General features: G+C 73.3%; 16 protein-coding genes. 9 read left to right on the top strand and 7 right to left on the bottom strand.

Translation table 11 applies throughout. The features are described 5' to 3' along the window. Positions 1 to 3: 3 nt before the first annotated feature. From ABD324_RS30915 to ABD324_RS30905, 3 genes are all read right to left on the bottom strand, one after another. Positions 4 to 1632, bottom strand: a complete 1629-nt coding sequence (locus tag ABD324_RS30915; RefSeq protein WP_344425179.1) for an ABC transporter substrate-binding protein — start codon at positions 1630 to 1632, stop codon at positions 4 to 6. Next, complete coding sequence (locus ABD324_RS30910; RefSeq protein ID WP_344425176.1) at positions 1629 to 2924, bottom strand: ROK family transcriptional regulator; 1296 nt, start codon at positions 2922 to 2924, stop codon at positions 1629 to 1631. Before ABD324_RS30910 ends, ABD324_RS30915 begins: the two co-directional genes overlap by 4 nt. 99 nt (positions 2925 to 3023) lie before the next feature. Beyond that, positions 3024 to 3164, bottom strand: coding sequence for a hypothetical protein (locus ABD324_RS30905; protein WP_344425173.1), 141 nt, complete (start codon positions 3162 to 3164; stop codon positions 3024 to 3026). Positions 3165 to 3377: 213 nt separating this feature from the next. Between ABD324_RS30905 and ABD324_RS30900 the strand changes: the two genes are divergently transcribed. From ABD324_RS30900 to ABD324_RS30875, 6 genes are all read left to right on the top strand, one after another. Further along, entirely contained in the window at positions 3378 to 4313 is a 936-nt protein-coding gene (locus ABD324_RS30900; RefSeq protein WP_344425170.1) for a TauD/TfdA dioxygenase family protein, read from the top strand. 234 nt (positions 4314 to 4547) lie between these two features. Then, positions 4548 to 5153 (top strand): class I SAM-dependent methyltransferase, encoded by a 606-nt coding sequence (locus ABD324_RS30895; RefSeq protein ID WP_344425167.1) that lies wholly within the window; start codon positions 4548 to 4550, stop codon positions 5151 to 5153. Between the two features lie 37 nt (positions 5154 to 5190). Continuing rightward, on the top strand, positions 5191 to 6486 hold the full coding sequence (locus tag ABD324_RS30890) for a lipopolysaccharide biosynthesis protein (RefSeq protein WP_344425164.1): 1296 nt from the start codon (positions 5191 to 5193) through the stop codon (positions 6484 to 6486). Between the two features lie 64 nt (positions 6487 to 6550). Continuing rightward, positions 6551 to 7246 (top strand): glycosyltransferase family 2 protein, encoded by a 696-nt coding sequence (locus ABD324_RS30885; RefSeq protein WP_344425161.1) that lies wholly within the window; start codon positions 6551 to 6553, stop codon positions 7244 to 7246. A 3-nt stretch (positions 7247 to 7249) separates the two neighbouring features. Then, positions 7250 to 7675 carry a DUF2304 domain-containing protein gene (locus ABD324_RS30880; RefSeq protein ID WP_344425158.1) on the top strand — a complete coding sequence of 142 codons (426 nt, stop codon included), beginning with the start codon at positions 7250 to 7252 and terminating at the stop codon, positions 7673 to 7675. After that, positions 7672 to 8562, top strand: a complete 891-nt coding sequence (locus tag ABD324_RS30875; RefSeq protein WP_344425155.1) for a glycosyltransferase family 2 protein — start codon at positions 7672 to 7674, stop codon at positions 8560 to 8562. Before ABD324_RS30880 ends, ABD324_RS30875 begins: the two co-directional genes overlap by 4 nt. Positions 8563 to 8577: 15 nt before the next feature. Here ABD324_RS30875 and ABD324_RS30870 read toward each other — a convergent pair whose 3' ends face one another. After that, a complete protein-coding gene (locus ABD324_RS30870) occupies positions 8578 to 10542 on the bottom strand; it encodes a DUF6541 family protein (RefSeq protein WP_344425153.1) in 1965 nt (654 codons plus the stop codon). A gap of 204 nt (positions 10543 to 10746) precedes the next feature. Here ABD324_RS30870 and glf point away from each other — a divergent pair, with 204 nt between their 5' ends. Continuing rightward, positions 10747 to 11952 carry a UDP-galactopyranose mutase gene (gene glf, locus ABD324_RS30865; protein ID WP_344425515.1) on the top strand — a complete coding sequence of 402 codons (1206 nt, stop codon included), beginning with the start codon at positions 10747 to 10749 and terminating at the stop codon, positions 11950 to 11952. Between the two features lie 48 nt (positions 11953 to 12000). Further along, positions 12001 to 14004: a glycosyltransferase gene (locus tag ABD324_RS30860; RefSeq protein WP_344425150.1), complete on the top strand. Its 2004-nt coding sequence runs from the start codon at positions 12001 to 12003 to the stop codon at positions 14002 to 14004. A gap of 55 nt (positions 14005 to 14059) precedes the next feature. On the opposite strand, the gene ABD324_RS30855 is transcribed toward ABD324_RS30860, so the two are convergent. The 3 genes from ABD324_RS30855 to ABD324_RS30845 all read right to left on the bottom strand — a co-directional run bounded on the left by ABD324_RS30855 (position 14060) and on the right by ABD324_RS30845 (position 22334). Beyond that, entirely contained in the window at positions 14060 to 15970 is a 1911-nt protein-coding gene (locus ABD324_RS30855) for a glycosyltransferase (RefSeq protein ID WP_344425147.1), read from the bottom strand. Positions 15971 to 16082: 112 nt separating this feature from the next. Then, the gene (locus ABD324_RS30850) at positions 16083 to 19016 is read right to left on the bottom strand and encodes an arabinosyltransferase domain-containing protein (protein WP_344425144.1); all 2934 of its coding nucleotides are present in this window, start codon (positions 19014 to 19016) and stop codon (positions 16083 to 16085) included. A 153-nt stretch (positions 19017 to 19169) separates the two neighbouring features. Further along, positions 19170 to 22334, bottom strand: a complete 3165-nt coding sequence (locus ABD324_RS30845) for an arabinosyltransferase domain-containing protein (RefSeq protein ID WP_344425141.1) — start codon at positions 22332 to 22334, stop codon at positions 19170 to 19172. Positions 22335 to 22514: 180 nt separating this feature from the next. Here ABD324_RS30845 and ABD324_RS30840 point away from each other — a divergent pair, with 180 nt between their 5' ends. Then, on the top strand, positions 22515 to 24566 hold the full coding sequence (locus ABD324_RS30840; protein ID WP_344425139.1) for an acyltransferase family protein: 2052 nt from the start codon (positions 22515 to 22517) through the stop codon (positions 24564 to 24566). Positions 24567 to 24587 lie beyond the last annotated feature (21 nt).

The raw sequence follows: 24587 nt of genomic DNA, 5'->3' as shown, positions 1-24587 counted from the left end.
GGTCTACACCGCCCGGTAGGCGCTGGTGAGGTCGATCTCCCCGCGCTTGGTCCACCCGATGCCCTGGGCCCGGTCGGCCGCCGCCAGCTGCCGGACGCCGACGCCGATCTCGATCAGGAACAGGCCGTCGAGCAGCTGGTCGTTGAGCGCGTCGTAGGCCGCCCGCGCCCCGGGCGCGTCGGCGCCCGGCAGCTGCCACGCCGCGCTCGCCGCCTGCTGGTAGGCGGGCGAGACGTAGTTCGACGCGTTCTTCTGTGCGTTGAAGGGGTACGCGCTGACCGTGAGGTTGGCCGGGGTGTACTGCGCCCAGCTGTGGTAGGTCGTCCAGATCCCCGGGAACTGCGCGCCGATCAGCTGCTTGACGAACTGCGCCGCCTCGAGCGGGGCCAGGGTCACCGTGATCCCGGCCTCGGCGAGCTCGGCCTGCACGATCTGCGCGATCGCGGCGTGCGCCGCGTCGTCGGCCTGGAAGTTGAAGGGGATCACCGGCACCGCGCCGACCTCGGCGACGAGCGCCTTCGCCTTCGCCAGGTCCCGGCCGAAGGTCGCGTTCTTCCGCTCGTCCCAGGCCGGGGAGTACTTCGGCCACGGCAGGTTGACGGGGTAGCCGGACCCGCGCAGCACCTCGTCGACGATCCGCTGCCGGTCGATCGCGTAGGCGATGGCCTGGCGCACGCGGCGATCGGACAGCCCGGGCGCGGTGACGTTCGTGCCGACGTAGCTCTGCAGCTCCGCACCCTGCAGGGAGATCGCGTGGAAGCCCGCGGTCGAGCCGAGGGTCTGGGAGTCGCGGTACGGCAGCCCGCTGACCAGGTCGTACTGGCCGGACCGGAGCCCCGCGACGGCGGCCTGGGAGTCCGTGACGATGGTGAACTGCACCCGGTCCAGGTAGGGCCGGTCCGGTTCCCGGTAGTGCTCGTTGCGGACGAAGGTGAGCCTGGAGTTCGGCGTCCAGGACTCGAACCGGAACGGCCCGGTGCCCACGAACGCCTCGCCGCGACCCAGCGCGTCGAGCGAGCCGGAGTCGACGATCGGCACGGTGTCGAGCAGGTCGAAGATGTTCGACAGCGGGTGGGCGAAGGTGAGCACGATCCGGTGGGGGTCGCTGGTGTCGTAGCCGGTGATCGCGGCCGCGGTGCTGCGGATCTGCCCGGCCCACCTCGGGTCGGCGTAGGTGCGCAGCGAGAACTCGACGTCCTTCGAGGTGAACGGGCGCCCGACCGCACCGCCCGTGCCGTGGAACGTCACGTCGTCGCGCAGGTCGAGGGTCAGGGACAGGCCGTCCGGGGCGAGCCGCCACGCCGTGGCCAGCCGCGGCTGCGGTTCGACCCGGTCGTTCGGGTACCGGATCAGCGAGTCGTAGACCAGCCCGATGATCGTGGTGACGCCCTCGTTGGAGTTGGTGAAGAAGTTGCCGGGCACCAGGTCCGAGCGCCCGGCCACCGACAGCGTGCCGCCCCGGACGGGCGCGCCCCCGGCCGCGGCCGCGCGCTGCTCACCGACCGCCGACGCGCAGCCGGCGAGACCGGTCACGGCGAGGCCGGCGACGAGGCCGCCCAGGCCCAGCCCCCGCACGAAGGTGCGCCGGTCGAGGGACGTGGCCGTGAGTGGTCGTGCGGCGGGGCGGATCATCGGGGAGTGGCCTTTCGGTGCGGGACGGGTTCGGGACGATCGCGCGCCGCGACCTTGCGGAGCACTGCGAGTGGATCGGCGTAGATCGGGCGGAGCGCGGCCGTGCACGCGGCGACGGCCTGCAGCGCGGGGCCGAACGAGCTGACCTGCAGGCTCATCGGCGGCAGCGCGGTACTGCCGGAGAAGCTCTCGGACACGTGCGCGAGGCCGGGCCGGTAGGCGGTGAAGGCCTGCCCGGCCAGCACGACGCGGTCCGGGTTGAGCACGTCACGGACCAGGGCGACGCCCCGGCCCAGCAGGTGGGCCCGCTCGACCAGCAGGGCGTGCGCGGCCCGGCTCCCCCCGGCGGCGGCGGCGATCACCCGCTCGATCTGCGGGGCGTCGACCAGGCCCGCCCGGTGCGCGGCGCCGGCCACGGCAGAGTCCCCGACGGAGGCCTCCAGGCAGCCGATGCGCCCGCAGGGGCAGCTCGTCGTGCCGCCGACCGGCAGGTGGCTGATGGTGCCGGGGCCGGCGCTGGGGGCGTGGACGTGCCCGTCGACGGTCAGCACGGCGCCGACCGCCTCACGGGCGTAGACGTGCAGGGTGGTGCCCTCGTCGACGTGCGGGGACAGCAGCGACTCCGCGCCCGCCATCGCCTCGATCTGCGGCACCATGATCACGTCGGAGAGCACGACCCGGTCCACGATCTCCGCGATCGGGGCGGTGTCCCAGCCGAGGCGGCGGTGGCCCAGCAGGTCCCGGTCCCCGGACAGCTGGCCGCCGATGACCAGCCCGACCTGCAGGACGAGGCGTTCTCCGAAGCGGTCCCCGAAGCGGCGCAGCTTCTCGGACAGGATGCCCAGCGTGTGGCACGGGTCGTCGCCGCTCGGCGTCGGGACGTCGACGGCGGCGAGCACGGTCCCGCGCAGGTCCCCCACGGAGAGCGTGGTGCGCTGCAGGCCCACGTGCAGGCCGAGGACCCCGAAGCGGTCCTGGTCGATCTCGACCGGGACGCGCGGCCTGCCCACCGTGCCCGGGCGGACCAGGTCCGGGCGCTCGCGCAGCAGCCCGGCCTCGATCAGCGCCACCACCTGGCGGTTGACGGTGGCGTGCGACAGGCCGGTGTCGGCGACCACCTCGTCGCGGAACGGGGCGCCGATCCTGCGCACGCCCGCGAGCACGGCCGCCGCCGCGGGTGCGCCCGCACCCCCGACCGGCTGCGGCGCACCGGCACGGATGACGGCGGCGCGACGGTGGGAGCTCGGGCGGGACCTGGCGGTCCGCTCGGATCGGGGCACGGCTCGGGACAAGATCGGTCCTCGTGGGCTGCCCACCCGGATACGCCCGGCCCCAGGAGGGTCGGTGCGGCGACGGTGGTGGGAAGGCGGTCGGGCTGGCGCGGAGCGGCGTCAGGCCCGACAGAGCGCGGCGGAGGTCCGGCAGAAGTCGACGTGGCGGCGCATCCGCAGGCCGAGCTGCCGGCGCATCGCCACACACAGGCCGCGGCGCACGCCGGGCCGGAACCCGGTGAGCAGGCGGCCGTCAGTCATGACGGCGACGCTAACACCGGCCCCGCGGGGTCAGGGACGCCAAGAATCACCGCCTCGGATCACATTGACTCCCGGCTCGGGCCCCGGCATCCTCGCCCGCCCGATGTTGCGATCCGGCTGAGCAGAATCGTTGTGGCGCAGCAGGAATCGTTCCTACGGTCGGGAACCGCCGCCATCAACGGAGCGGCATCCACCCCACCGAGGAGACTCTCGATGACGCTGCAGGCCGACCTGCCCACCCGGACCGAGACCGGCACCGTGACGGTCACCCGTGTCGCCGGACACATCGGCGCCCGCATCGACGGAGTCCGGCTCGGCGGCGACCTGTCCGCCGGGACCGTCGAGCAGATCCGGGCCGCGATGCTGAAGCACAAGGTGCTGATCTTCAGTGGTCAGCAGCACCTCGACGACGACTCCCACCTCGCGTTCGTCCGGCTGTTCGGCGAGCCGACGGCCGCCCACCCGACCGTGCGCGGCGAGGCGACCCACATCCTCCCCGTCGACTCCGAGCGCGGGAAGGCGAACAGCTGGCACACCGACGTCACCTTCGTCGACCGGATCCCCGCGATCAGCTCGCTGCGCACCCTGACCCTGCCGCCCTACGGCGGGACCACGGTCTGGGCCAACACCGTCGCCGCGTACGAGGCGCTGCCGGTGCCGCTGAAGAACCTCGTCGACCAGCTCTGGGCGGTGCACACCAACCAGTTCGACTACGCCGCCGCGCAGAAGGCGGCCCCCGTCGCCGGCGAGGACGGCGACAAGGTCGCCGCCTACCGCGCCGAGTTCCGCTCGACCACCTACGAGACCGAGCACCCGGTCGTCCGCGTGCACCCGGAGACGGGGGAGCGCGCCCTGGTACTCGGGCACTTCGTCCGCCAGTTCGTGGGGCTCGACGCCAAGGAGTCGCAGACCCTGTTCCACCTGCTGCAGGACCGGGTGACCCGGCTGGAGAACACGGTCCGCTGGAACTGGAGCGAGGGCGACTTCGCGCTCTTCGACAACCGCGCGACCCAGCACTACGCGGTCGCCGACTACGACGACCACCGCCGCCGGCTGCGCCGGATCACCCTCGCCGGGGACGTCCCGGTCTCGATCGACGGTGCCCGCAGCATCGTCCGGCAGGGGGACGCGTCCCACTACAGCAACTGACCCGGGGGCCCTCGTGACCGCCCGTCACCGTCGACTGCGGTGACGAGGGCTTCCCAGGGCGCCGATTGGCCGCGCCGTGGCCTCCGGAGCCGCCGACGAGCTGCGTGGCCGACCCGGCCGGTGACCCGCATTCCGACCGGCAGACCCTCCCGAGGCGACCGCTGATCGCTCGGTGACGGATCCTCCGACCTGTCTCTTTGCGAACCGGGCGCCCCGCCGGACACACTCGGCTCCGTGACAGCACCCGAGGAGCGCCCCCGCACCGACGTCCCCGGTTATGCCGACCGGCTCCGGACCCTCGAGCAGGCGAAGTGGAAGCAGCTGCTCGACGTGCAGGCCCCGTACCGCCGGAACATCCGGCGCCTCGACCTGGGCCGGACGCTCGACGTCGGCTGCGGGCTCGGCCGCAATCTCGCGCACCTCGGTGGGAACGGCGTCGGCGTCGACCACAACGAGGCGTCGGTGGCGATCGCCCGCGAGCGCGGGTTCGAGGCCTACACGGCCGACGAGTTCTTCGCCGGCCCCGTGTCGCAGCCGGGGAGCTTCGACTCGCTGCTCGCCGCGCACGTGGTGGAGCACCTGCCCGAGAGCGACGCGATCGGCCTGCTGAAGACCTACCTCCCGATGGTCCGGCCCGGCGGGAAGGTCGTGCTGATCACCCCGCAGGAGCGTGGCTACGCGACCGACGCCACGCACGTCCGGTTCTGCGGGTTCCCGGAGGTGGCGTCGCTCTGCGAGCAGGCCGCCCTGCGGGTGGTCCGTCAGTACTCGTTCCCGTTCCCCCGCGCGGCCGGGCGGATCTTCCCGTACAACGAGTTCGTGACGCTGGCGAGGGTCTGACGAAAGTGGTCGATATCGCCCGCACTACCGTGGACACGTGACCACGGCGGGGCGACTCGGGACTGCGGCCCATCTGGGTGCCGGTCTCGCCGTTCTGGGCGCCGCGGGGTACGTGTTCGTCGCCGTGGTCGGCCACGTGCTGCACGCGCCGTCCCAGGCCGGCTCGCTGAGCGCGCTGATCTCGCTCTACCTGCTGATCAACATCGCCGGACCGGGCATCTTCGCGGCGCTGGAGCAGGCCACGAGCCGCGCGGTGAGCGCCGCGATCGCGCGGGGCGAGCCGGTGGCGCCGATCGCCCGCAGGACCGCGGTCCTCGCGTCGTGGTCGTTCGTGGCCCTGGCCGTCGTCGTGCTGGCCGCGTGGCCGCTGGTCCTGGCCCGGGTGCTCGACGACCAGGTCGGCCTGCTCGCGGCGCTCCTGGTCGCTGTCGCCGGCTCCGGCGCCGTCTACTGGATCCGCGGCCTGCTCGGCGGGCAGCAGCGCTTCAAGGTCTACGCCCGCACCCTCTACGTCGAGGGCGCCGTCCGGTTGCTCCCGTGCCTGCTGCTGATGGTGTTCGCCGTCGCGTCCCCGACCGCCTACGGCCTGGCCTTCGCGATCGGGTCCGCCGTGGCCGCGCTGGTCGTCGTCCCGGTGCTCGGTCTGCGCCGCGACGGGAGCTCGGAGGCGCCGACCGAGCGGATCGGACGGTCGTTCGCCTACCTGCTCGGGGCCATCGCGCTGAGCCAGCTGCTCGCGAACGTCGGACCGGTCGTCGTGAGCTACCGGCTGCCGGAGGATCTCGTGCGCGCCGGGGTGTTCGGCACCACGTTCGTGCTGGCCCGCATCCCCCTCTTCCTCTTCGCGCCCGTCCAGGCCGTCCTGCTTCCGCACGTCACCCGGGCCGCGACCCTCGGCCGCCACGCCGAGCTCGTGCGCCGGCTCCGGCAGGCGGTGGCCCTCGTCGCGGTGCTCGGTGTGCTCGGTGCCCTCGCCTGCATGCTGGTCGGGCCCTGGGCCGCCCAGGTGCTCTTCAACACCGCGGCGCGCCCGTCCGCGGGGATCCTCGGCCTCCTCGGCGCCGCGACGCTGGTGATGATGGTGGCCCTCGTGGTGCAGCCCACGCTGATCGCGCTGAACCGCCAGCGGTGGGTGACCGGCGCGTGGGCGGCCGGCACGGTCGTCTTCCTGCTGCTGCTCGCCGTTCCCGGTGACCCGATCACCGCCGCGGTGATCGCGCAGCTGGCGGGCCCCCTGGTCGTCCTCGTGCTGCTGGCCGTCGGGGTGGTCTCCGCCCTCCGGACCGGCGTGTCGGGCGAGCCGGCCACCTCGACCGCGACCGGGGGCGAGTAGTTTGACCGAGCTCGGACCCAGCGAGCCTGACCCCACCGGGAGCACTCGGACCGATGGAGAGCACGTGACCACCACACTCCTGAACGAGGACGTCTGGGTGGTGATCCCGGTCTTCAACGAGGAGCAGGTGCTCGAAGGGGTCATCGACCAGCTGCTCGAGACCTTCCCCAACGTCGTCTGCGTCGACGACGGGAGCGGTGACGGCTCCGTCGCCGCCGTCCTCCGCACCGGGGCCCACCTCGTGCGGCATCCGGTGAACCTCGGCCAGGGAGCCGCGCTGCAGACCGGCCTGTCGTACGCGCGGGTGCAGTCCGGGGCCGAGTACTTCGTGACGTTCGACGCGGACGGCCAGCACCGGGTGGAGGACGCGTCGGCGATGCTCGACGTGGCCCGCTCCGGTGCCGTCGACCTCGTCCTCGGGACGCGGTTCGCGGAGCACGCGGACGGCGTGCCGTTCCTCAAGCGGCTCATCCTGCGGACCGCGGTGCTCCTCAGCCCGGCCGGGCGCAAGCTCAAGCTGACGGACGCGCACAACGGGCTGCGCGTGTTCACCCGGCCCGTGGTCGAGGACCTCCGGATCACGATGAACGGCATGGCGCACGCCTCGGAGATCGTCTCCTACCTCGGACGCTCGCGATGGCGGGTCCGGGAGATCCCCGTCTCGATCCGCTACACGGAGTACTCGCGGAGCAAGGGCCAGTCGCTCCTCAACGGCGTCAACATTCTCTTCGACCTGTCCGTCCGGCAGCGGGGAGGCTGACCCGTGATTCTCATCCAGATCCTTCTGCTCCTCGCGGTGCTGATCGTGCTGTTCGTCTTCGTGCGCAGCGGCAACGCCGTCTACGTCCAGGCGAGCAAGCGGATCGCCCTGGTGATCTTCGCGGTGGCCAACGTCTACGCCGTCCTGCGGCCGGACGATCTCACCGCGCTCGCCCACCTGGTGGGGGTGGGCCGCGGCACGGACCTGGTGCTGTACGGGCTGGTGATCGCGTTCATCGCCGGGATGTTCAGCATGTACCAGCGCTTCCGCGTGGTCGACCGGCGCTACACCGAGCTCGCCCGCTCGGTCGCGATCCGCGAGGCGGAGCTGATCAACGCGGAGCGGGGCCTCCGCCGGACACCGGTCGTCAGCGTGGCGAGCGGTGACGTGGACCGCGCCCCGATCCGGTCGGACGAGCACGCCCTGTGACCACGGTCGACATCCTCCTGCCTCACTACGGGCGGATGGACCTGCTGCAGGAGGCCGTCGCGAGCGTCCTGGCCCAGTCGGATCCCGGCTGGCGGCTCACGATCGTCGACGACAACGGCGACCGCGCCGAGGAGGCGCTGGCCGCCTGGTGCGCCGCGCTCGACGATCCGCGCGTGGTCTACCTGCGCAACGAGCGGAACCTCGGCATCAACCGGAACTTCCAGCGCTGCGTGACGCTCGTCGAGAACGAGCTGGCCGTGATCATCGGTTCGGACGACCTGATGCTGCCCGGGTACGTCCGGTGCGTCCGGGAGGCCTACGCCCGCCGGCCCGACGTCGCGATCGTGCAGCCCGGCGTCGAGGTGATCGACGAGCACGGGCAGCCCTCCCGGGGGATGGTCGACCTCGCGAAGCGCTGGGTCTACGCGCCACGGGTCTCGGAGCAGGTCGTCCTGCGGGGCGAGGAGCTCGCGCTGAGCCTCGTCCGCGGCAACTGGCTCTACTTCCCGTCGCTGTGCTGGAGGGCGGACGCGCTGAAGCGCACCGGCTTCCGCGAGGGCTTCTCGGTGGTCCAGGACCTGGCGCTGGTCCTCGATCTCGTCCTCGACGGGGAGTCCCTGCTCGTCGATCCCACGACGTGCTTCCACTACCGGCGCCACAGCGGCTCGGTCTCGTCGGCCCACGCGGCGGACGGCCGCCGGTTCGCCGAGGAGCGCCGCTTCTTCGTCGAGACGGCCGCCCGGCTGGACGACCGCGGCTGGCCGCGGGCCGCCCGGGCCGCGCGCCGCCACACCTCGTCGAGGATCAACGCCCTGACCCGGATGCCCGGCGCCCTCCGCAACCGGGACGGAGCCTCCGTGCTCGTCCGGCACATCGTCGGGCGCTGACGGCGCCCGGTCCGGTCAGCCGGCCGCGCACCCGGTCAGGCGGTAGAGGCTGTTCCCGTCGCCGTCCGCGGCCACGAGGTCGAATCCCGATCCGGGCGCCGGCGCCGTCAGGCCCGGGAAGTCGTTGGCCCGTGCGTCGCCCTGCCAGAAGTCGGGCTTGCCGACGAGGATGAAGTCCACCCGCAGGCGCTCCGCGACGCGACACACCTCGGGATCCGCGGCCGCGTCCCGGAACCGGGCCGCCAGGAGCTGCTGGTCGGGGGTCCACGCCCCGGCGAGGTGGGGGAAGAGGACCTGCTTCCCGGTCAGCGCCTCGAACAGCGCGCTGCCGCTCCACGGGTTCTGGGCGACGACGGCGTCGGCCGGGACCGAGGAGGCCGCCCGCAGGTAGAAGGCCCGTTCCTCGGTGTCGACCAGGGGCCCGTTCGTGTAGCTCGCCGCGATGACGGCCGAGTGCTCGCGGACGTAGAGGAAGCTCGATGCGAGGACGAGGACGGCGGTCGCGGCCACCGTGAACAGTGCCGGGCGCCGGGTCCCGGCGAGCCCGGGCCGGTCGGCGGCGCCGCCCGCCAGCTGGCTCCCGAGGGCGACGAGCCCGACGACGGCCAGGCAGACGCCGGTCACCGGGATCATCGCCGCCAGCCGGTACGAGTCGTTGTACCAGAAGCCGGTGAGCAGGGCGGCGAGCGGCGTCTTGAGCGACGACGCGAAGACGAACAGACCTGCCGACACCAGGTGCGCGGGGATGAGCCACCGCAGCCCGGGGCGCCGGACGACCGCGAAGGCACCGAGGACCACCACGAGCGAGATCGCCCAGGCCGCGTCCTTCCCGTTCGTCGCGTTGGTGAGCACCTCGCCCGTGGCCTGAGCGGGGTTCTGGTAGGCGGGCCAGCTGAAGGACCGGACGTTGTCGAACAGCGGCGACTTCACCAGGAAGACGGCCAGGCCGGCAAGGGCCGCCGCCAGCAGCACCAGCGTCACGGCCGGCGCGGCGATCTGCCGGGCGCGGAACTTCCGGATCGCCCAGCTGAGCAGGCCCCACAGGACGGGCGCCGCGCCGATCGCCGCGAGGCTGAAGATCGCGTTGGGGTGAGCGAGCCCGAGCGCCACGGCCCCGGTGCCGAGGAGCACCACGGCGGTGGCCCGGGGGATCGACGAGTCGTCCCCCACCGGGCGTCCGCACACGGCCAGGAGGGCGGCGAGGACGGCCGGCATCAGGGCGAAACCGAGCAGGTTGGGCCACAGGACGCCGAACGCCAGCAGGGTCCAGGGGAACGCTCCGAAGGCGATGCCCACGATCGGGGTGACGAGCGAGGCGACCGCCGACGGGCCGGTGAGCTGCCGGACGAGGACGAGACAGCCGAGCGGCCAGACCACGGACGCCACCGTGAACGCCGCCATGTTGCTGGCCAGCGGGACGGACGCACCGGTGCTGAGCGCGATCAGCGACGCGAAGTCGTGCCACGCCGCCGGGTAGAACGCCGATCCCGCTCCCGGGCTCGTCACCGTGCCGAGGAGCAGCGACGAGGCGTTGCCGTTCTCGATGATCCGCGCCGTCGCGCTGTAGTGGAAGACCGCGTCGTAGGTCTGGGACAACGCGTCGGGGGTCCCCATTCCGTTCTGCACGGTGAGCGCGCCGAGCGCCATCGCGCCGAGCATGCCGAGGGCGCCGGCGGCGAGGGGGAGGCGGCCGTCGCCGTCGCGGGGTGCGCCACCGCGCAGGCGCCGGACCAGGATCCCGATCCCCGTCGCGGCCGCGGCCACCACGGCCGCCGCGACGGCGGCGAAGACCGGCGACCAGGCGATGTGCAGCGCTCCGCCCAGAATGGCGGCGACCGACATCGTCGCGACCGACACGACCGGCGCGACCCCCCAGGCGGTGACTCCCCGCAGCCCCAGGCCGTAGGTGGCGAGGGCACCGGGGATCACCACCCAGGCGATCGCCGCGAGTGCGACGAAGCTTGCGGTCAGCCAGGTCATCCGATTCGATCCCCATCCGACCCGGAGCCTGCGGGCCCTCGGGTGGGGCACACGTGGACCGGGTCGTTCGCGCGGTGGGCGCCCTGGGGCGCTCGACGGGCAGTCTGCCAGCCGTGTGCCCCGCTCTCCGAGCAGGTGGGCCACCCGAGGGGGCCGTGTCGGAAGGCGCCGCTACCCTCGGTGTCCGTGACTGACTCTCAGCCCATGGTCGGCTCCGCGAGCTCTGCCTCCGCGTTCGATCTCGTCGTGGTCGGCTCGGGCTTCTTCGGGCTGACGATCGCCGAACGCGCCGCTGCCGAGCTGGGCAAGAAGGTGCTCGTCCTGGACCGTCGCGGTCACATCGGTGGCAACGCCTACTCCGAGCCGGAGCCCGAGACGGGCATCGAGATCCACAAGTACGGCGCGCACCTCTTCCACACCTCCAACAAGCGCGTGTGGGAGTACTGCAACCGTTTCACCGAGTTCACGAACTACCAGCACCGGGTGTTCGCCCGCGTCGGCGAGCAGGTCTACGCCTTCCCGATGAACCTGGCGCTGATCAACAGCTTCTTCGGCAAGTCGCACTCGCCGGACGAGGCCCGCGCCCTGATCGCGGAGCAGTCGAGCGAGTTCGACACCGCCGACGCGGAGAACCTCGAGGAGAAGGCGATCTCGCTGATCGGGCGCCCGCTCTACGAGGCGTTCGTGAAGGGGTACACCGCCAAGCAGTGGCAGACCGACCCGACCAAGCTGGGCGCGTCGATCATCAGCAGGCTGCCCGTGCGCTACACCTTCGACAACCGCTACTTCAACGACACCTACGAGGGCCTGCCGGTCGACGGGTACACCGCGTGGCTCGAGAAGATGGCGGCGCACCCGAACATCACCGTCCGCCTCGACACGGACTACTTCGACGTGCGGGACTCCCTCGGTGACCTGCCGACGGTCTACACGGGCCCGCTCGACCGCTACTTCGACTACAGCGAGGGCGAGCTGTCCTGGCGCACGCTGGACTTCGAGATCGAGGTCAAGCGAGACACGGGCGACTTCCAGGGCACCAGCGTCATGAACTACAACGACCAGGACGTGCCCTACACCCGGATCCACGAGTTCCGGCACTTCCACCCGGAGCGGGACTACCCGAAGGACAAGACGGTCATCGTCCGCGAGTACAGCCGCTTCGCCGAGTCCGGTGACGAGCCGTACTACCCGGTGGGGACGCCGGACGACCGGGTGAAGCTGGAGCGCTACCGCGAGCTGGCGCGCAAGGAGACCGCGAACCGCAACGTGCTGTTCGGCGGCCGCCTCGGCACCTACAAGTACCTTGACATGCACATGGCGATCGGGTCGGCGCTGACCATGTTCGACAACCGCATCACCCCGCACTTCGCGGACGGCACCCCGCTCTCCGGCACCGTCGCCGAGGACTGACCGCCCCGTCACCCGCCCCGACCCGCCGGAACTGAGGCCACGCCCACGATGACCACCGCCCCCACGGCCGAGAAGCTGCGCAAGGACGACCCCCGGGAGCCCGCGCGGGACACCCTGCTGCAGCGGGTGATCCTGCCCCGGCCGGCGGACCCGCTGGCCGTGCGCGCCCTGTACGTCGACGAGCGGGCGGGGACCACCCTGGCGCCCACCACGCCGGTGCCCGGGACGCAGGAGAAGCCGATGACCCTCACGGTCTCGGCGAGCACCGGGCGCTCCCTGCGCGTGACGTCGCGGACGACCGCCGTGCTGCCCGCGCAGAGCGAGGTCTCCTTCGGCGCCTACTTCAACGGTTTCGCGGCGGGCTACTGGCGGCACTGGTCGGCGCTCACGGACATCCGGCTGAAGCTGTCGCTGGAGGGCGCCGGCCGGGTCGACGTCTACCGATCCAAGGCCGACGGCTCGCACATCTATGTCGGCGGGGAGCTGTTCGGCGGCGGTCGCCACGAGGTCGACATGCCGCTCGACCTGCGTCCCTTCGAGGACGGCGGCTGGTACTGGTTCGACCTCACCACGGTCGACGAGGAGCTGGTGCTCCACGGTGGCGGCTGGCACGCCCCGGACGGCGTTCAGCCCCGCGGCCGGGCCGCCGTCACGATCGGCATGCCGACGTTCAACCGTCCCGCGGACTGCGTCGCCACCCTCACCGCGATCGGTGAGGACCCGGCGGTCCTCGCGTCCGTCACCGCCGTGATCCTGCCGGACCAGGGCACGAGGAAGGTCCGGGACCAGGCCGGGTACGAGCAGGCCGCGGCGGTCCTCGGGGACCGCCTGCGGATCATCGACCAGCCCAACCTCGGCGGCTCCGGCGGCTACGCGCGGGTCATGTACGAGGCGCTCGGCAGCACCGACTGCGAGCAGATCCTCTACATGGACGACGACATCCTGCTCGAGCCGGACTCCATCCTGCGGGCCATCGCGTTCTCCCGGTTCTCCCGCGAGCCGATGCTCGTCGGCGGGCAGATGCTGTCGCTGCAGTCGCGCTCGCAGCTGTCGACGATGGGTGAGGTCGTCGACCGCAACCAGTTCATGTGGCGCAGCGCGCCGGAGACCGAGCCGCACCACGACCTGGCGGACCAGACCCTGCGACAGACGCCGTGGCTGCACCGCCGCGTGGACGTCGACTACAACGCCTGGTGGATGTGCCTGATCCCGCGCTCCGTCGCGGAGGATCTGGGCCTGCCGCTGCCGCTGTTCATCAAGTGGGACGACGCCGAGTACGGCCTGCGCGCCCGGGGCCGCGGCTACCGCACGGCGACCGTGCCGGGCATCGCGATCTGGCACATGAGCTTCATCGAGAAGGACGACAGCTCGGACTGGCAGGCGTACTTCCACTACCGCAACCGGTTCGTCGCCGCGGCGCTGCACGGCCCGGACTCGCCCAAGGCGATGCTGCAGGAGAGCTTCAAGCGCACGCTGCGGCACCTGATGCTCATGGAGTACTCGGCCGTCGCGCTGCAGATCAAGGGACTCACGGACTTCCTGGCCGGCCCCGAGGCGCTGTTCCCGAAGCTCCCGGTGGTCCTCGGGGAGATCCGCGCCGAGCGCGCCGAGTACGACGACGGCCGCCCGCTCGACTCGGCCACCGAGGTCCCGCTCTCGACCCTCGACGCCCTGGGTGCCCAGCTCTTCCCCGAGCCGCCGGTCGGTCGCGTCAAGGCCGGGCTCGGCCTGGTGAAGGGGATCGCGCGGAACCTGAAGGCGCCGAACCCCGAGCACGCCAAGGTCCCGCAGCGGAACGTGCCGTGGAAGAAGGCGCAGTGGTTCGTGCTGTCGCACCTCGACTCGGCCACCGTGTCCACCCCGGACGGCCGCGGCGTCACCTTCCGCCGCCGCGACCCGGAGCTGTTCAAGAAGATGGTCCGGGAGTCCTTCGAGCTGCACCGCGAGGTGCAGAAGCGCTGGCCGCAGCTCCGGGCGAGCTACCGCGAGGCCCAGCCCTGGCTGACCAGCCGCGACGCCTGGGCCACGGAGATCTTCGACAAGAAGTCCTGAACGCCCGGTGGGTGCGTCGCGGTGCTCCGGCACCGCGACGCAGCCACGAGTGGCGTCAGTCCTCGAGGTCGTAGAGGCGGGTCCAGTTCTCGCGACTGGTCAGCTCGGGGACCGCGGCGCGGTAGCGCTCGGCCACCGCGGGACCCTCCGCGCGGAGCCGGCGCAGGGCCACCGTGCCCCGCTTGGCCAGCGCGAACAGCTTGTCGCGGTCCCGCTCGCGGATGCGCACGCCCATCTCGCCCATGTCCGTGACGACGGCGCGGCGGAACAGCCCGACGTGCCACCAGTGCGCGTCGCCGGCCGGGATGAAGCCCATCGGCCGGGTCGCCTTGCCGCTGGTCTGGATGACGACCCGCTTGAGCCAGGTGACCAGCTCGTTGCTGGGCTCGCCGGCGGCGCGCTCGACACCCAGCGCCCGGAAGTCCTCGGCGACGTCGGACATCTTGTGCAGCTTGGTCTCGGGGTACTCGGCCCGGATCGCGCGGATGCGGGCGGCGGACTCGGCCGAGCCGTCACGCAGGATCTCCGGGCCCTCCAGGAAGTCCTCGACCGCCTGGAGCAGCGTCGCCGACAGGCCGTAGTGCATGCCGAGCAGGTACACCGAGAGCAGGTGCGCCACCCGGGCGCCGATCTTCGTGGTCGAGAAGCCGGTGTGCAGCGCCGACATGATCAGGCCGTTGCGCAGGTTGAAGTACCGGTGCCACTCGTCCCAGTCCTTCCACCCGAAGTCGCCGTGCCACACGCCGGCCCCGGGCAGGGAGACGGTCGGGAAGCCCTCCGCGCGGGCGCGGTAGCCGTACTCGACGTCGTCCCACTGGAAGAAGATCGGCAGCGGGTAGCCGATCCGGCGGACGATCTCCGCCGGGATCAGGCAGGACCACCAGCCGTTGTAGATCGTGTCGGTCCGGCGCTCCTGGTTGATCGGGAGCCCCCGGTCGTCCGCGCCCAGGAGGTAGGCCTCCCTCAGCGCACCGGGCGTGGGGAGGCCGTTGATCAGGTTCTCCGGGTCGGCGTACTCACCGGAGACGTGCAGGTGGCCGGGGTGCAGCAGGTTGAGCATCTGCCCGCCGACGATGGTCGTCGTGGTGGTGCTGGCCGCGAACGTGGTGAGCCGGATCAGGAGCTCGGGCTCGAGCATCACGTCGTCGTCCATGAGCAGGACGTCGCGGTGCTCCTCGGGGGCGCCCCTCGTGGCCTCGTAGAGCCCGCGGGTGAAGCCGCCGGCGCCGCCGAGGTTGGGCTGGCGCACGTAGACGAAGCGCTCGCCGAGCGCCGCCGACACGGCGGTGAACCGGTCCCGGGACTCCAGCGGGTCGCTGCCCTGGTCCACGACCCGGACCGTGCCGATCACGGCGAGGGCCTCGGGATCGTCCGCGAGGGCCTGCAGCGTGTCGAGGCATTCCTCGACCCGGTTGTAGCTGCAGATCACGATGTCCGTGGCGGGGACCGAGCGGGGGGCGAGCACCGTCCAGCGCACGTCCGAGACGGTCAGCTCGCCGAGCTCGGAGGAGATCTCCAGCCACATGCCGCCACCGTCGAGGAAGCGGTCGATCGGCCCGCTCAGGCGGATCTCGCACGTCTCCGGGCCCACGGCGGTGCCGATCTCGGCCGCGTCCGTGTAGCGCCAGACCTTGTTGGTGTCCGAGGACAGCAGCCGGATCCGCCCGGTGCCCGACGCCGTGGCCGTCACCTCGACGCGCTCGACGGACGTCCAGCGCTGCCAGTAGGTGGCGTGGAAGCGGCCGAAGTAGGTGTTCGTGTGCACGGTCGTGCCCGGCGCCAGGATGACCGAGCCCCGGTCACGGCGGGCCACACCGCGCGCGACCTTCGAGTAGAGGTCCTCCGGGACCAGTGCGGAGGGGCCGAAGAAGAGACCGCGCTGGGCGAGGAGCCGGACCGGACCGGTGCCTTCCGTCGCGGCGGCTGCGGGCGTCACGGCGTCGCTGGTCTCGGCGGTGCTGAGCATGATGGCGGGTCGGTCCTCCGGTCGGGCCACGGCGCCGGGATCGCCCCGGACCGATCCCTATTGTGGAGTACGGCACCCTCGAACGGCGGAACACCCCAGGTCGTGTCGCGGGTCACCCCACCGGATCCAGCCCCGGGACGCGGGTCCTCCCCGTTTCGGACCATCCGGACACCGTCCGTTCGCTGACCTGCGGCTGCGCCGTGGCCAGTGGTTCACGCGGCACCCAGCGGTACACCTGCGCGGCATCCCGGGTGGGGTCGCCGTCGAGGTAGGTCGCCATCCGCTGCTCGGTCACGAGCAGCCGGGCCGCGGCGAACGGACCGCCGAAGCTCGGCGCGTAGGTGACGGCCCCGGAGTTGTCCGCCTGCGGCGGCGCGACCCGCCACTGCGGTAGCGCGGTGGTGCCGTCGGGCAGCGGGGCCGGGGTGAGGCAGCCGAAGACGAAGGCGACCGGCCAGTCGAGGATCGCCTCGGTGCCGCGCGGCAGCAGCTGGTCCATCGGGGTCAGGCGGGGGACGCGGGGCAGGGAGGCGACGGCCGGCGTGTCCACCGGGTCGACGTCGACGACGAGCCGCACCCGGTCCGCCCCGCCCGGCGCCATCAGCCGTACGTCGGTCGGGGTGTTCCCGCTGGGCGAGAGCGAACTCCGCGAGACCGTGCCGGCGGGGCCCGCGAACTCCGCGGCCAGCACGTCACCGCCGCGCAGCGCGCCGCTGAGCGTCACCACGACCGGCAGCCGGCCGTCGCGCTGCGCGGGATCGAGGGTGAACCACGCGGTGTCGCCCGTGCCGACCGCGCGGATGCCGGGCATTGCCGTGCCACCCACGTCGACCGGGACGACCGGGAGCCCACCGGGCCCGTCGGCGGGCAGCAGGCCGGCTGCCGGATCGGTCTCGACGGAGAGCCGTTCCTGCAGGCCGCAGGGGGCGCCGCGGAGCGTGGACACGGCGTCCGACGCCAGCGTGTAGCTGTCGCGGTGGGTCCAGCTCGTCCGCGCGAACGTCAGCACCTGCAGTGCCACGACCGCGACCACCAGCACCACGGTCACCGACGCGGGCGTCGGCAGGAGACGGGGGAGAGCCGGGGCGCCCCCGCCGGCCCGGCGCCACGCGAGCACCAGGAGCGTGCCCCCGACCGTCAGGATGCCGAGGCCGAGCCACAGGGTCGCCACCCCGAAGCCCGCCACCTGCGGCGGCACGGAGCTCCAGCTCAGCCCCCACCAGTTCGAGACGAACGGCCAGATGTTCTGCCCGGCCCAGACCAGCGACCCGACGACGGTCACCACACCCAGGCCGGCCAGCCACGGTGCGGTCCGCCCGGCGAGCGACCGCCTGCCGACCGCGACGATCCCCAGCAGCAGCACCGCCGCCCCGACGCCGGCGAGGTCGCCGAAGTGCTGCGTCCACTTGGTGGGCGTGAAGGTCATCGCGGCCAGGCCGAGCAGGAACGTGACGGTGATCCGCCGCGCGGGCCCGCCCGGGAACCGGCGCCCGGCCGCCCAGAGCACGGCGACCGCGGCCACGATCGACAGCAGGACCGGCGCGCGCTTGCCCAGCGAGCCCTGCATGTCGTCGCCGGTGAGCAGCAGCGCGTAGCGGTTGTACTCGGCGTACCAGGGCTGCCCGCCGCCGATCAGGGTGCGCACCCGGGTGGCCTCGAGCATCGACGCGAGGCTCTGGTCCGGCAGCATCAGGAACACCGCGGCGGCGGGCGCGGCGAGCAGCGACAGCACGATCACCACGGGCCCGAGGCGCGACGTGCGCAGCGTCCGCAGCAGGGGCACCGCGCCGGCGATCACGGGGGCGAAGGCCATCAGCCCGCCCGGGGTGACCGCCGTCGTCACGCCCGCGACGAGCAGCGCCAGGACCAGCGGCGTCAGCCGCCGCAGCGCGAGCGACCGCTCCACCCCGACGACCACCAGCAGCGTGCCCGCGGCCACCCACGGCTCGGGCCGCAGGCCCAGGGTGAGCGGCAGCCACCAGATCAGGAAGGTCGCACCGGCGAGCCAGCGGATCCCGCGGCCGGCGCGGGGCAGCAGCCGCGGCACCACCAGCCGGGAGAGCAACCACCAGCTCAGCAGCCCGAGCAGGATCGACGGCAGCCGCATCCACAGCGTCGACGCGGAGACCTGCGACCACACGAAGTAGACGTCGTAGAACCAGCTGAAGGGGGCCTCGGGGGCGTTGAGCCAGCGGTAGACGTTCCCGATGAACCCCGACGACGCCCGGTCCCGCACGATCCCCGCGATGTACCCGTCGTCGACGGTCACCGGCCCGATCACCCACCAGACGGCGAGTGTCGCGGTCACGGCCAGATCGGTGAGCCGGGGCCGCCACCAGCCGCGTGGGAGCACGCGTACCCGCCGCCGGTCCTCGGCCCGGGCGAGCGCGACGATCATGCCGAGCACCGCGAGCACCCCGATCACGAGGATCACGGTCTTGACCGGGGAGATCGTCGTCTGGAAACGGGTGTCGGCGGTGAGCCGGACGCCGAGGCCGGAGGTGTCGCGGGCGTCGGTGAGCAGGGCGGCGACGGCCGGGCGCAGGTCCCCGGCCCGGTTCACCACCGGCGCCCCGTTCAGCAGCAGGGTGGTGGCGGTCGGGTCGCTGCGGAACTCGACGGTGCAGTCGCCGGCGGGCAGCGGGATCGGGTCGAACGCCACGCCCGCGGTCGTGACCAGCAGCGATCCGCCCCGGACCGCCATCCGCAGCCCGTCGAGCCGCGCGGCACGGGGGTCCGGGTCGGCGGGCACGGTGGCGATGAGCGTCCCGTCGCCGAGCGCGCGGGCCGCCCCACAGGTGGCGACGGCGGTGAGCTGGGTCGGCTGGTACGGCATCAGCGGGAGGGCGGTCGGCACCGCGCCGGCGCCGCCCCACGAGTAGTCCGCCTGCGGCTGCACGACCGGCGCGAAGGGGAAGGCCACCGCGCACGCGAGCGCGACCAGCCCGAGCACGCCGGCGAGGAGCCCGCGCCGCCGCGGGGGCGCGGGCGGGGGGCCCGGCTCCTCCCGGAGCGCATCGGGGGCGGGGCGTGCGGGGGAGGCCACGCGCACAGGCTGCCAGCCCGGCCCGGCCGCCCCGCGCTCCGGGGTGGGGGTGGCTCGCCCTCTCCCGCGACACCCCCTGACGCGTTATGGATCCTCAACGCGATTTCGGAGGGCTTCCGAGCGCGTCGAGGATCCATAACGCGGGTGTCGGGGTTACGGGCGGTCGAGGGGCGGGTCGGTCGGGGGGCCGCCGATCGGGCCCTCCTGCTGCCAGCCCCACATCGTCCTCAGGCCCTTCTCGACGTCCGGCGCCCCGGCGGGGGCGTACGGCTCCAGCATCCGCAGCTGGCCCCAGTCGAAGTCCCACTGGCCCTGCAGGTAGGTCGGCAGCACCCGCTGCCGCACCAGCTGGTCCATCCAGCCCTGCGGCCCGCCCGTCGACGGAGAGCCCCAGGCGTCCCCGACCGCCCGCTGCTGCGGGTCCGCGAGGATCCGGTAGCCCGGCAGCTCGGCGACGCCCCGGTGGATCCCGAACGGCTGCAGGCACGGGCTGGGGAAGGCCGTCGGCCAGTCCAGGTAGCCCGTCGTCCCCGCCACGACCTGCGTCAACGGCGTCAGCTGCGGCACCCGCGGCGCGGTGACGGCGACCCATCCGGCCTGTCCCAGCGCCCGGTCCCGTGCGATGACCCGCACGGCGTCGGCGGTGGCGGCGGTGGTCCCGGCGAGGTTCAGCCGGACGTCGCGCCAGCCCTGCCCTGCCGAGCCGGTGCCCGTGGGGTCGGAGGTGGCGGTGACCGCGCCGCCCGAGCCGGACGGCTCCACGGTGTCGATGACCTCGCCGCCGCGGGAGAACTGCAGCGTGACGGAGGTGCCGGAGCCGATCTGCCCGGCCACCCCCAGCACGAGCGGCGCGGCCCCGTCCCGGGCCGCCTGCGGCAGCGCGTACCAGGGGCTGCGGTAGTCGCCGGTGGCCTGCAGGTCCGGGCTCCAGCTGCCCGTGACCGGCCCGTGCGGCCCGGTCCCGGTCACCCCGGGATCATGGTTGCCCTGACCGTCGGTGTCGCGCAGCGAGCCGGCCCCGTCCGGCGGCAGGCCGTCCGGCGTGAACCCGGACGAGTCGCCGGGCAGCCCCGGACCGGTGGTGACGGGCAGCAGCCCGCGCTCCGGGTCCGTCTCCACCAGGATCCGCCCGGCCAGCCCGCACCGGGATCCGGTCGGGTCGCTCACGATGTCGCCCGCCAGCGAGTAGCTGCCCCACTGTTTCTGCACGCTCTTGGCCAGTCCCGCGATCTGGAACAGCACCATCAGTGCGCAGAAGGCCGCGATCGGGGCGTTGTTCAGGCGCGGCGCGCGGCTGAACGTGACCGGCCGCGGGATGACCGGCCCGCGCAGGTGCTCCACCAGCGCGTAGACGAGCGTCAGCGCGGCGGCGAGCAGCAGCAGCGACGTGGCCGAGATCCCGCGGACGGACGGCGGCTTGTCGAACCACGGCACGCCCCAGTTCGAGACGTACCACCAGGTGTTGGGGCCCGCGAACGCGAACGCCGTGATGCCCAGCAGCCCGGCCACCAGGATCGCCTGGTTGCGCCGCGAGCGCAGCACGCTGGTGCCCGTCGCCAGCGCGGCGAGCGCGGCCATGCCCGCCCCGAGCGCGGCGAACGCGCCGAAGTGGTGCGTCCACTTCGTCGGGGTGAGGGCCAGGACCACGAACCCGAGGACGCTGCTGCCGATCAGCCGTCGGGACACCCCGAGCGCGGCGCCCGGGATCCGCTTGCGCCGCAACAGCACCGCGGTGCTCACGATCAGGCAGAGGATCAGCAGCAGCACCGGGAAGCGGCGCATCAGCGAGCCGTCGCGGGTGTCGGAGAAGAGCAGGTCGTAGCGCGAGAGCTCCTGGTACCAGGGCTGGTTGGGCCCGATCTCGGTGCGGACGCGTGTGGCCTCGGCGATCGTCGACCAGGTCTGGTCGTCGAACACCGCGACGAGCACGACCACCCCCGCGGCCACGAGCGGCAGCAGCACCGGGAGCCAGCCGGATGCCTTGGCGCGCCGGGAGAGCAGCCGCAGCAACGGACGTCCGGCGGCCAGCAGCGGGGCGAACGCGATCAGCCCGGTCGGCGTGGCGGCCACCGCGAAGGCACCCGAGACCAGGGCGAAGGCGATGGGCACGAGCCGTTGTGTCACCAGCGCCCGTTCGAGCAGGACCAGCGACAGCAGCGCCGCGATGACGACCACCGGCTCGGGCCGCAGGCCGTTGTCGAAGGGGATCCAGAAGCACAGGAACACGCCTGCCGCGGCCCACCCGGCGGACCGGCTGCGGCGCACCCGGGTGCCGAGGCGGGGCAGCAGCCCGCGGCTGATCAGCAACCACGAGGCGACGCCCATGGCGAGCGCCGGGATCCGCAGCCACAGCACGGCGTCGCTCACCCCGATCCAGCGCGAGTACAGCTCGTAGAACCAGCCGAACGGCGCCTCGGGGACGTCGAACCAGCGGTAGTAGTTGCCGATGTACCCCGAGGTCTCGACGCCGCGGGCGATGGTCAGGATGTAGCCGTCGTCGGGCGTCATGCTGCCGAACACGGTGGCGCCGGCCAGCAGCGCGACCACCGCCGAGTCGCGCAGCCAGTCGTGGCCGCGCAGGCGTCCCGAGAGCCGTCCGGTGTGGACCATCCGGCGGCCGTCGCGGTCGTCGAGGCGCCGGAGCACGAGCAGGCAGCCGAGCAGGGCGACGACCGCCAGTGCGCCGGCGGCGATCTTGGTCCAGGAAGGGGCGCTGTCGAAGCGGTTGTCCGTCGCGAACCGGATCACCGTGCCCGCCACGGGATCCCGGGCCTGGTCGAGATCCGACCAGAGGCCGACGACCTGGGGTCGCAGGTCCTCGGTGGAGCCGCTGAGCCGGGTGCCGCCGAGGGTCACGGTGGTGCTCGTGGCGTCCGACCGCACGACCAGCGTGCAGTCGCCCGCGGGGAGGGGGCTCTCGGCGAGGCGGCGGCCGCGGTCGTCGACGGTCAGCAGGCCGCCGTCGATCCCGACCCGCATGCCGACGGTCGCGCCGTCCGGGGCTCCGGGGGCGGTGGTGGTGAAGACCGTGGCGGGGCCGCGCGCGTCGAGGCTCCGCAGGGTCGGGCAGGCGATCGTGGCGTCGAAGGACTCGGGCCGCAGCGTCACCAGGGGCGCGGTGACGGGGGCGGTGCCGGCCGTGGCGGTGGGCCAGGACAGCTCGGCGGTGTTCTGGGAGACGGGGAGGAACGGGATCGCGATCGAGAGCACGGCCGAGAGCAGGCCGAGTGCGGCGGCGAGCCGTCGCGGACCCCGTGCCGGGTGGGGAGGAGCGGGGGCATCCGGGGAGCGGACGGCCACCGTGTCGGTGGTCAGCACGACGCCCGAGGCTATCCCGCGACCTTCCGGCCGCTGCAGGGCCGTCCATCGGATGTCATCCGGCCCGGGCATCAAGAATGACAATCTGGGGATTCCGGCACTCTGCGTAACACGTTGGGCTGTTCGGGCGCAGTTGGGGGACACCCGTGACGTTGATCGGGAGCCGTCGTTGTGGCGATTGTGACGGCGACCGCTGAGCAGGCCCCCCAGGTACGCACCGGTGAGTTCCGGGCACTCACGGGGCTGCGGATCGTCGCCGCCGGCTGGGTGGTCCTGTTCCACTTCCACTTCACCGCGCTGCCCGGCGTCGCCGCGGTGTCCGACCTGCTCGGACCCCTGCTGACCAACGGCGCGCTCGGCGTCGACCTGTTCTTCGTGCTCAGCGGCTTCGTGATCGCGCACACATACCTGGACAAGCTCGGCCCGCGGCTGCGCGCCCGCGAGGCCGGCCGGTTCGTGTGGGCCCGGGCCTGCCGCATCTGGCCCGCCTACGTGCTGGTGTTCCACATGTTCGGGATCTGGCTGGTGGCCCGCGCGGTCTACGGCGCCGACCCGGAGATCGCCTTCCAGGCGGTCCAGCCGACGCTGTCCGTCGGGGAGTGGCTGCAGCAGCTGTTCATGGTGCAGCTCTGGGACAACAGCTACTTCGACGGCGCGTCCTGGGTCGGCTCGACCTGGTCGATCAGCGCCGAGTGGCTCGCCTACCTGCTGTTCCCGCTGATCGCCGTGGTCGCCCACCGGATGCGGAACCTGCCGGTGGTCGTCCTCGGGCTCGGCGCGGTGGCGATGATGGCGCCGATCGCGCTGGCCTACGCCGCGACCGGCAGCCCGTACTACCCGTGGAGCTGGCTCGTCCGGATCCTGTGCGGGTTCGGCGGCGGGGTGCTGGCGTACCTGGCGGTGCGGCGGATGCGGACCTCGGAGGCAGCGTCGCGGGTCGCCACCCTCACGCCGGTCCTGATCGCCGTCGGCCTGGTCGCGGGGGAGTACGTCGCCCCGGGCCGCGGCGGCGTGGTGATCGTGCTGTTCCCGGTGCTCGTCGGGGCGCTCGCGCTGGCCCGCCCGACCGGGCTCGCCCGCCTGCTCTCGACGCCGGCGATGGTGCACGGCGGTCGGATCTCCTACGCGCTCTACCTCGTGCACATCCCGATGTTCGAGGTGTTCTGGCTGGCGATGCGCCGCTACGGCGGCTTCGGCGGCAGCTCGCTGCTCGCCCCGGGGCGGATCCTCACCCACCTCGTCGCGCTCGCGGTGCTGCTGAGCACGCTCGTCGCCGCCCACCTGCTGTTCCGGTGGGTCGAGGAGCCGGCGCGGGCCGCGATGAAGGACCTGCCGGCGCAGTGGGGGGTGCAGCTGCGGGCCTCCGCGGCCCGCGCCGAACGCCTCACCGCCAAGGCGGTCGCGAGCACGCCCGTGGCCGAGCTGCCCACCGAGGTGCTGCACCTGACCAGGCCGCTCGCGCCCGTCGTCGTCGGGGCCGCGGTGGACACGGAGTCGGCGCGGCAGGACCCCGACACCCGGGCCTTCCCGGCTCTCCCGCCGCTGGAGCCCGAGCTCGCCGTCGGCATCGCGGACGCGGGCCCGTTCCGGGGCGGGGAGCCGCACCGCTCCGAGCCCGCCCCGGTCCTGCCGGTGCGCCCCGCCGTGCCGTTCCCGGCGTTCGCCGCGGAGGTGGAGCGGCCGGCGCCGATCACCCCGCTCCGCCCCGTCCCCGCCCCGGCCCCCGAGCCCCTCAGCCCCGCGGCCTGGTCGGCTCCGGTGGAGCTGCGTCCCGCGGGTCCGCAGCCCACCGCGGCAGAGCCCGTCCGCCCCGCTGCCTTCGCGCCGACCCCCGCCGTGGAGCCCGTCCGCCCTGCGGCGTTCGCGCCGACCCATGCCGCGGAGCCTGCCCTCCCCGGTCTGTTCCCGCCGGTCCACGCCACGGAGCCCGTCGGACCCGCCGAGTTCGCGCCGGACCACGCCGCCGCGGAGCGTGCCCTCCCGGAGCCGGCCCTCCGGATTCCTGCACCCAGCGAGCCCACGACCGGACCGCAGGAGCCCGTGACCGCCGCCGTTCCCGTGCAGCGACCGGTGGAGCGGGTCGTCGAGGCCCGCCGCGCCCACGTGCGCTCCCCCCATCCCGAGCTGGCCGACGAGCTGGTCGGGGCCCGCGGACGGGGCCGGCACCGCGTCCACCGGGACCAGCCCCACACCCCGCAGATCGCGGGTCAGCGGGGGCCGAAGACCCGCTGAGCCGGGCCCGAGCCGGGCCCC

It is taken from the genome of Pseudonocardia ailaonensis (assembly GCF_039531635.1).
GTDB lineage: Bacteria > Actinomycetota > Actinomycetes > Mycobacteriales > Pseudonocardiaceae > Pseudonocardia > Pseudonocardia ailaonensis.
This window is presented reverse-complemented; position numbering and strand designations above follow the sequence as displayed.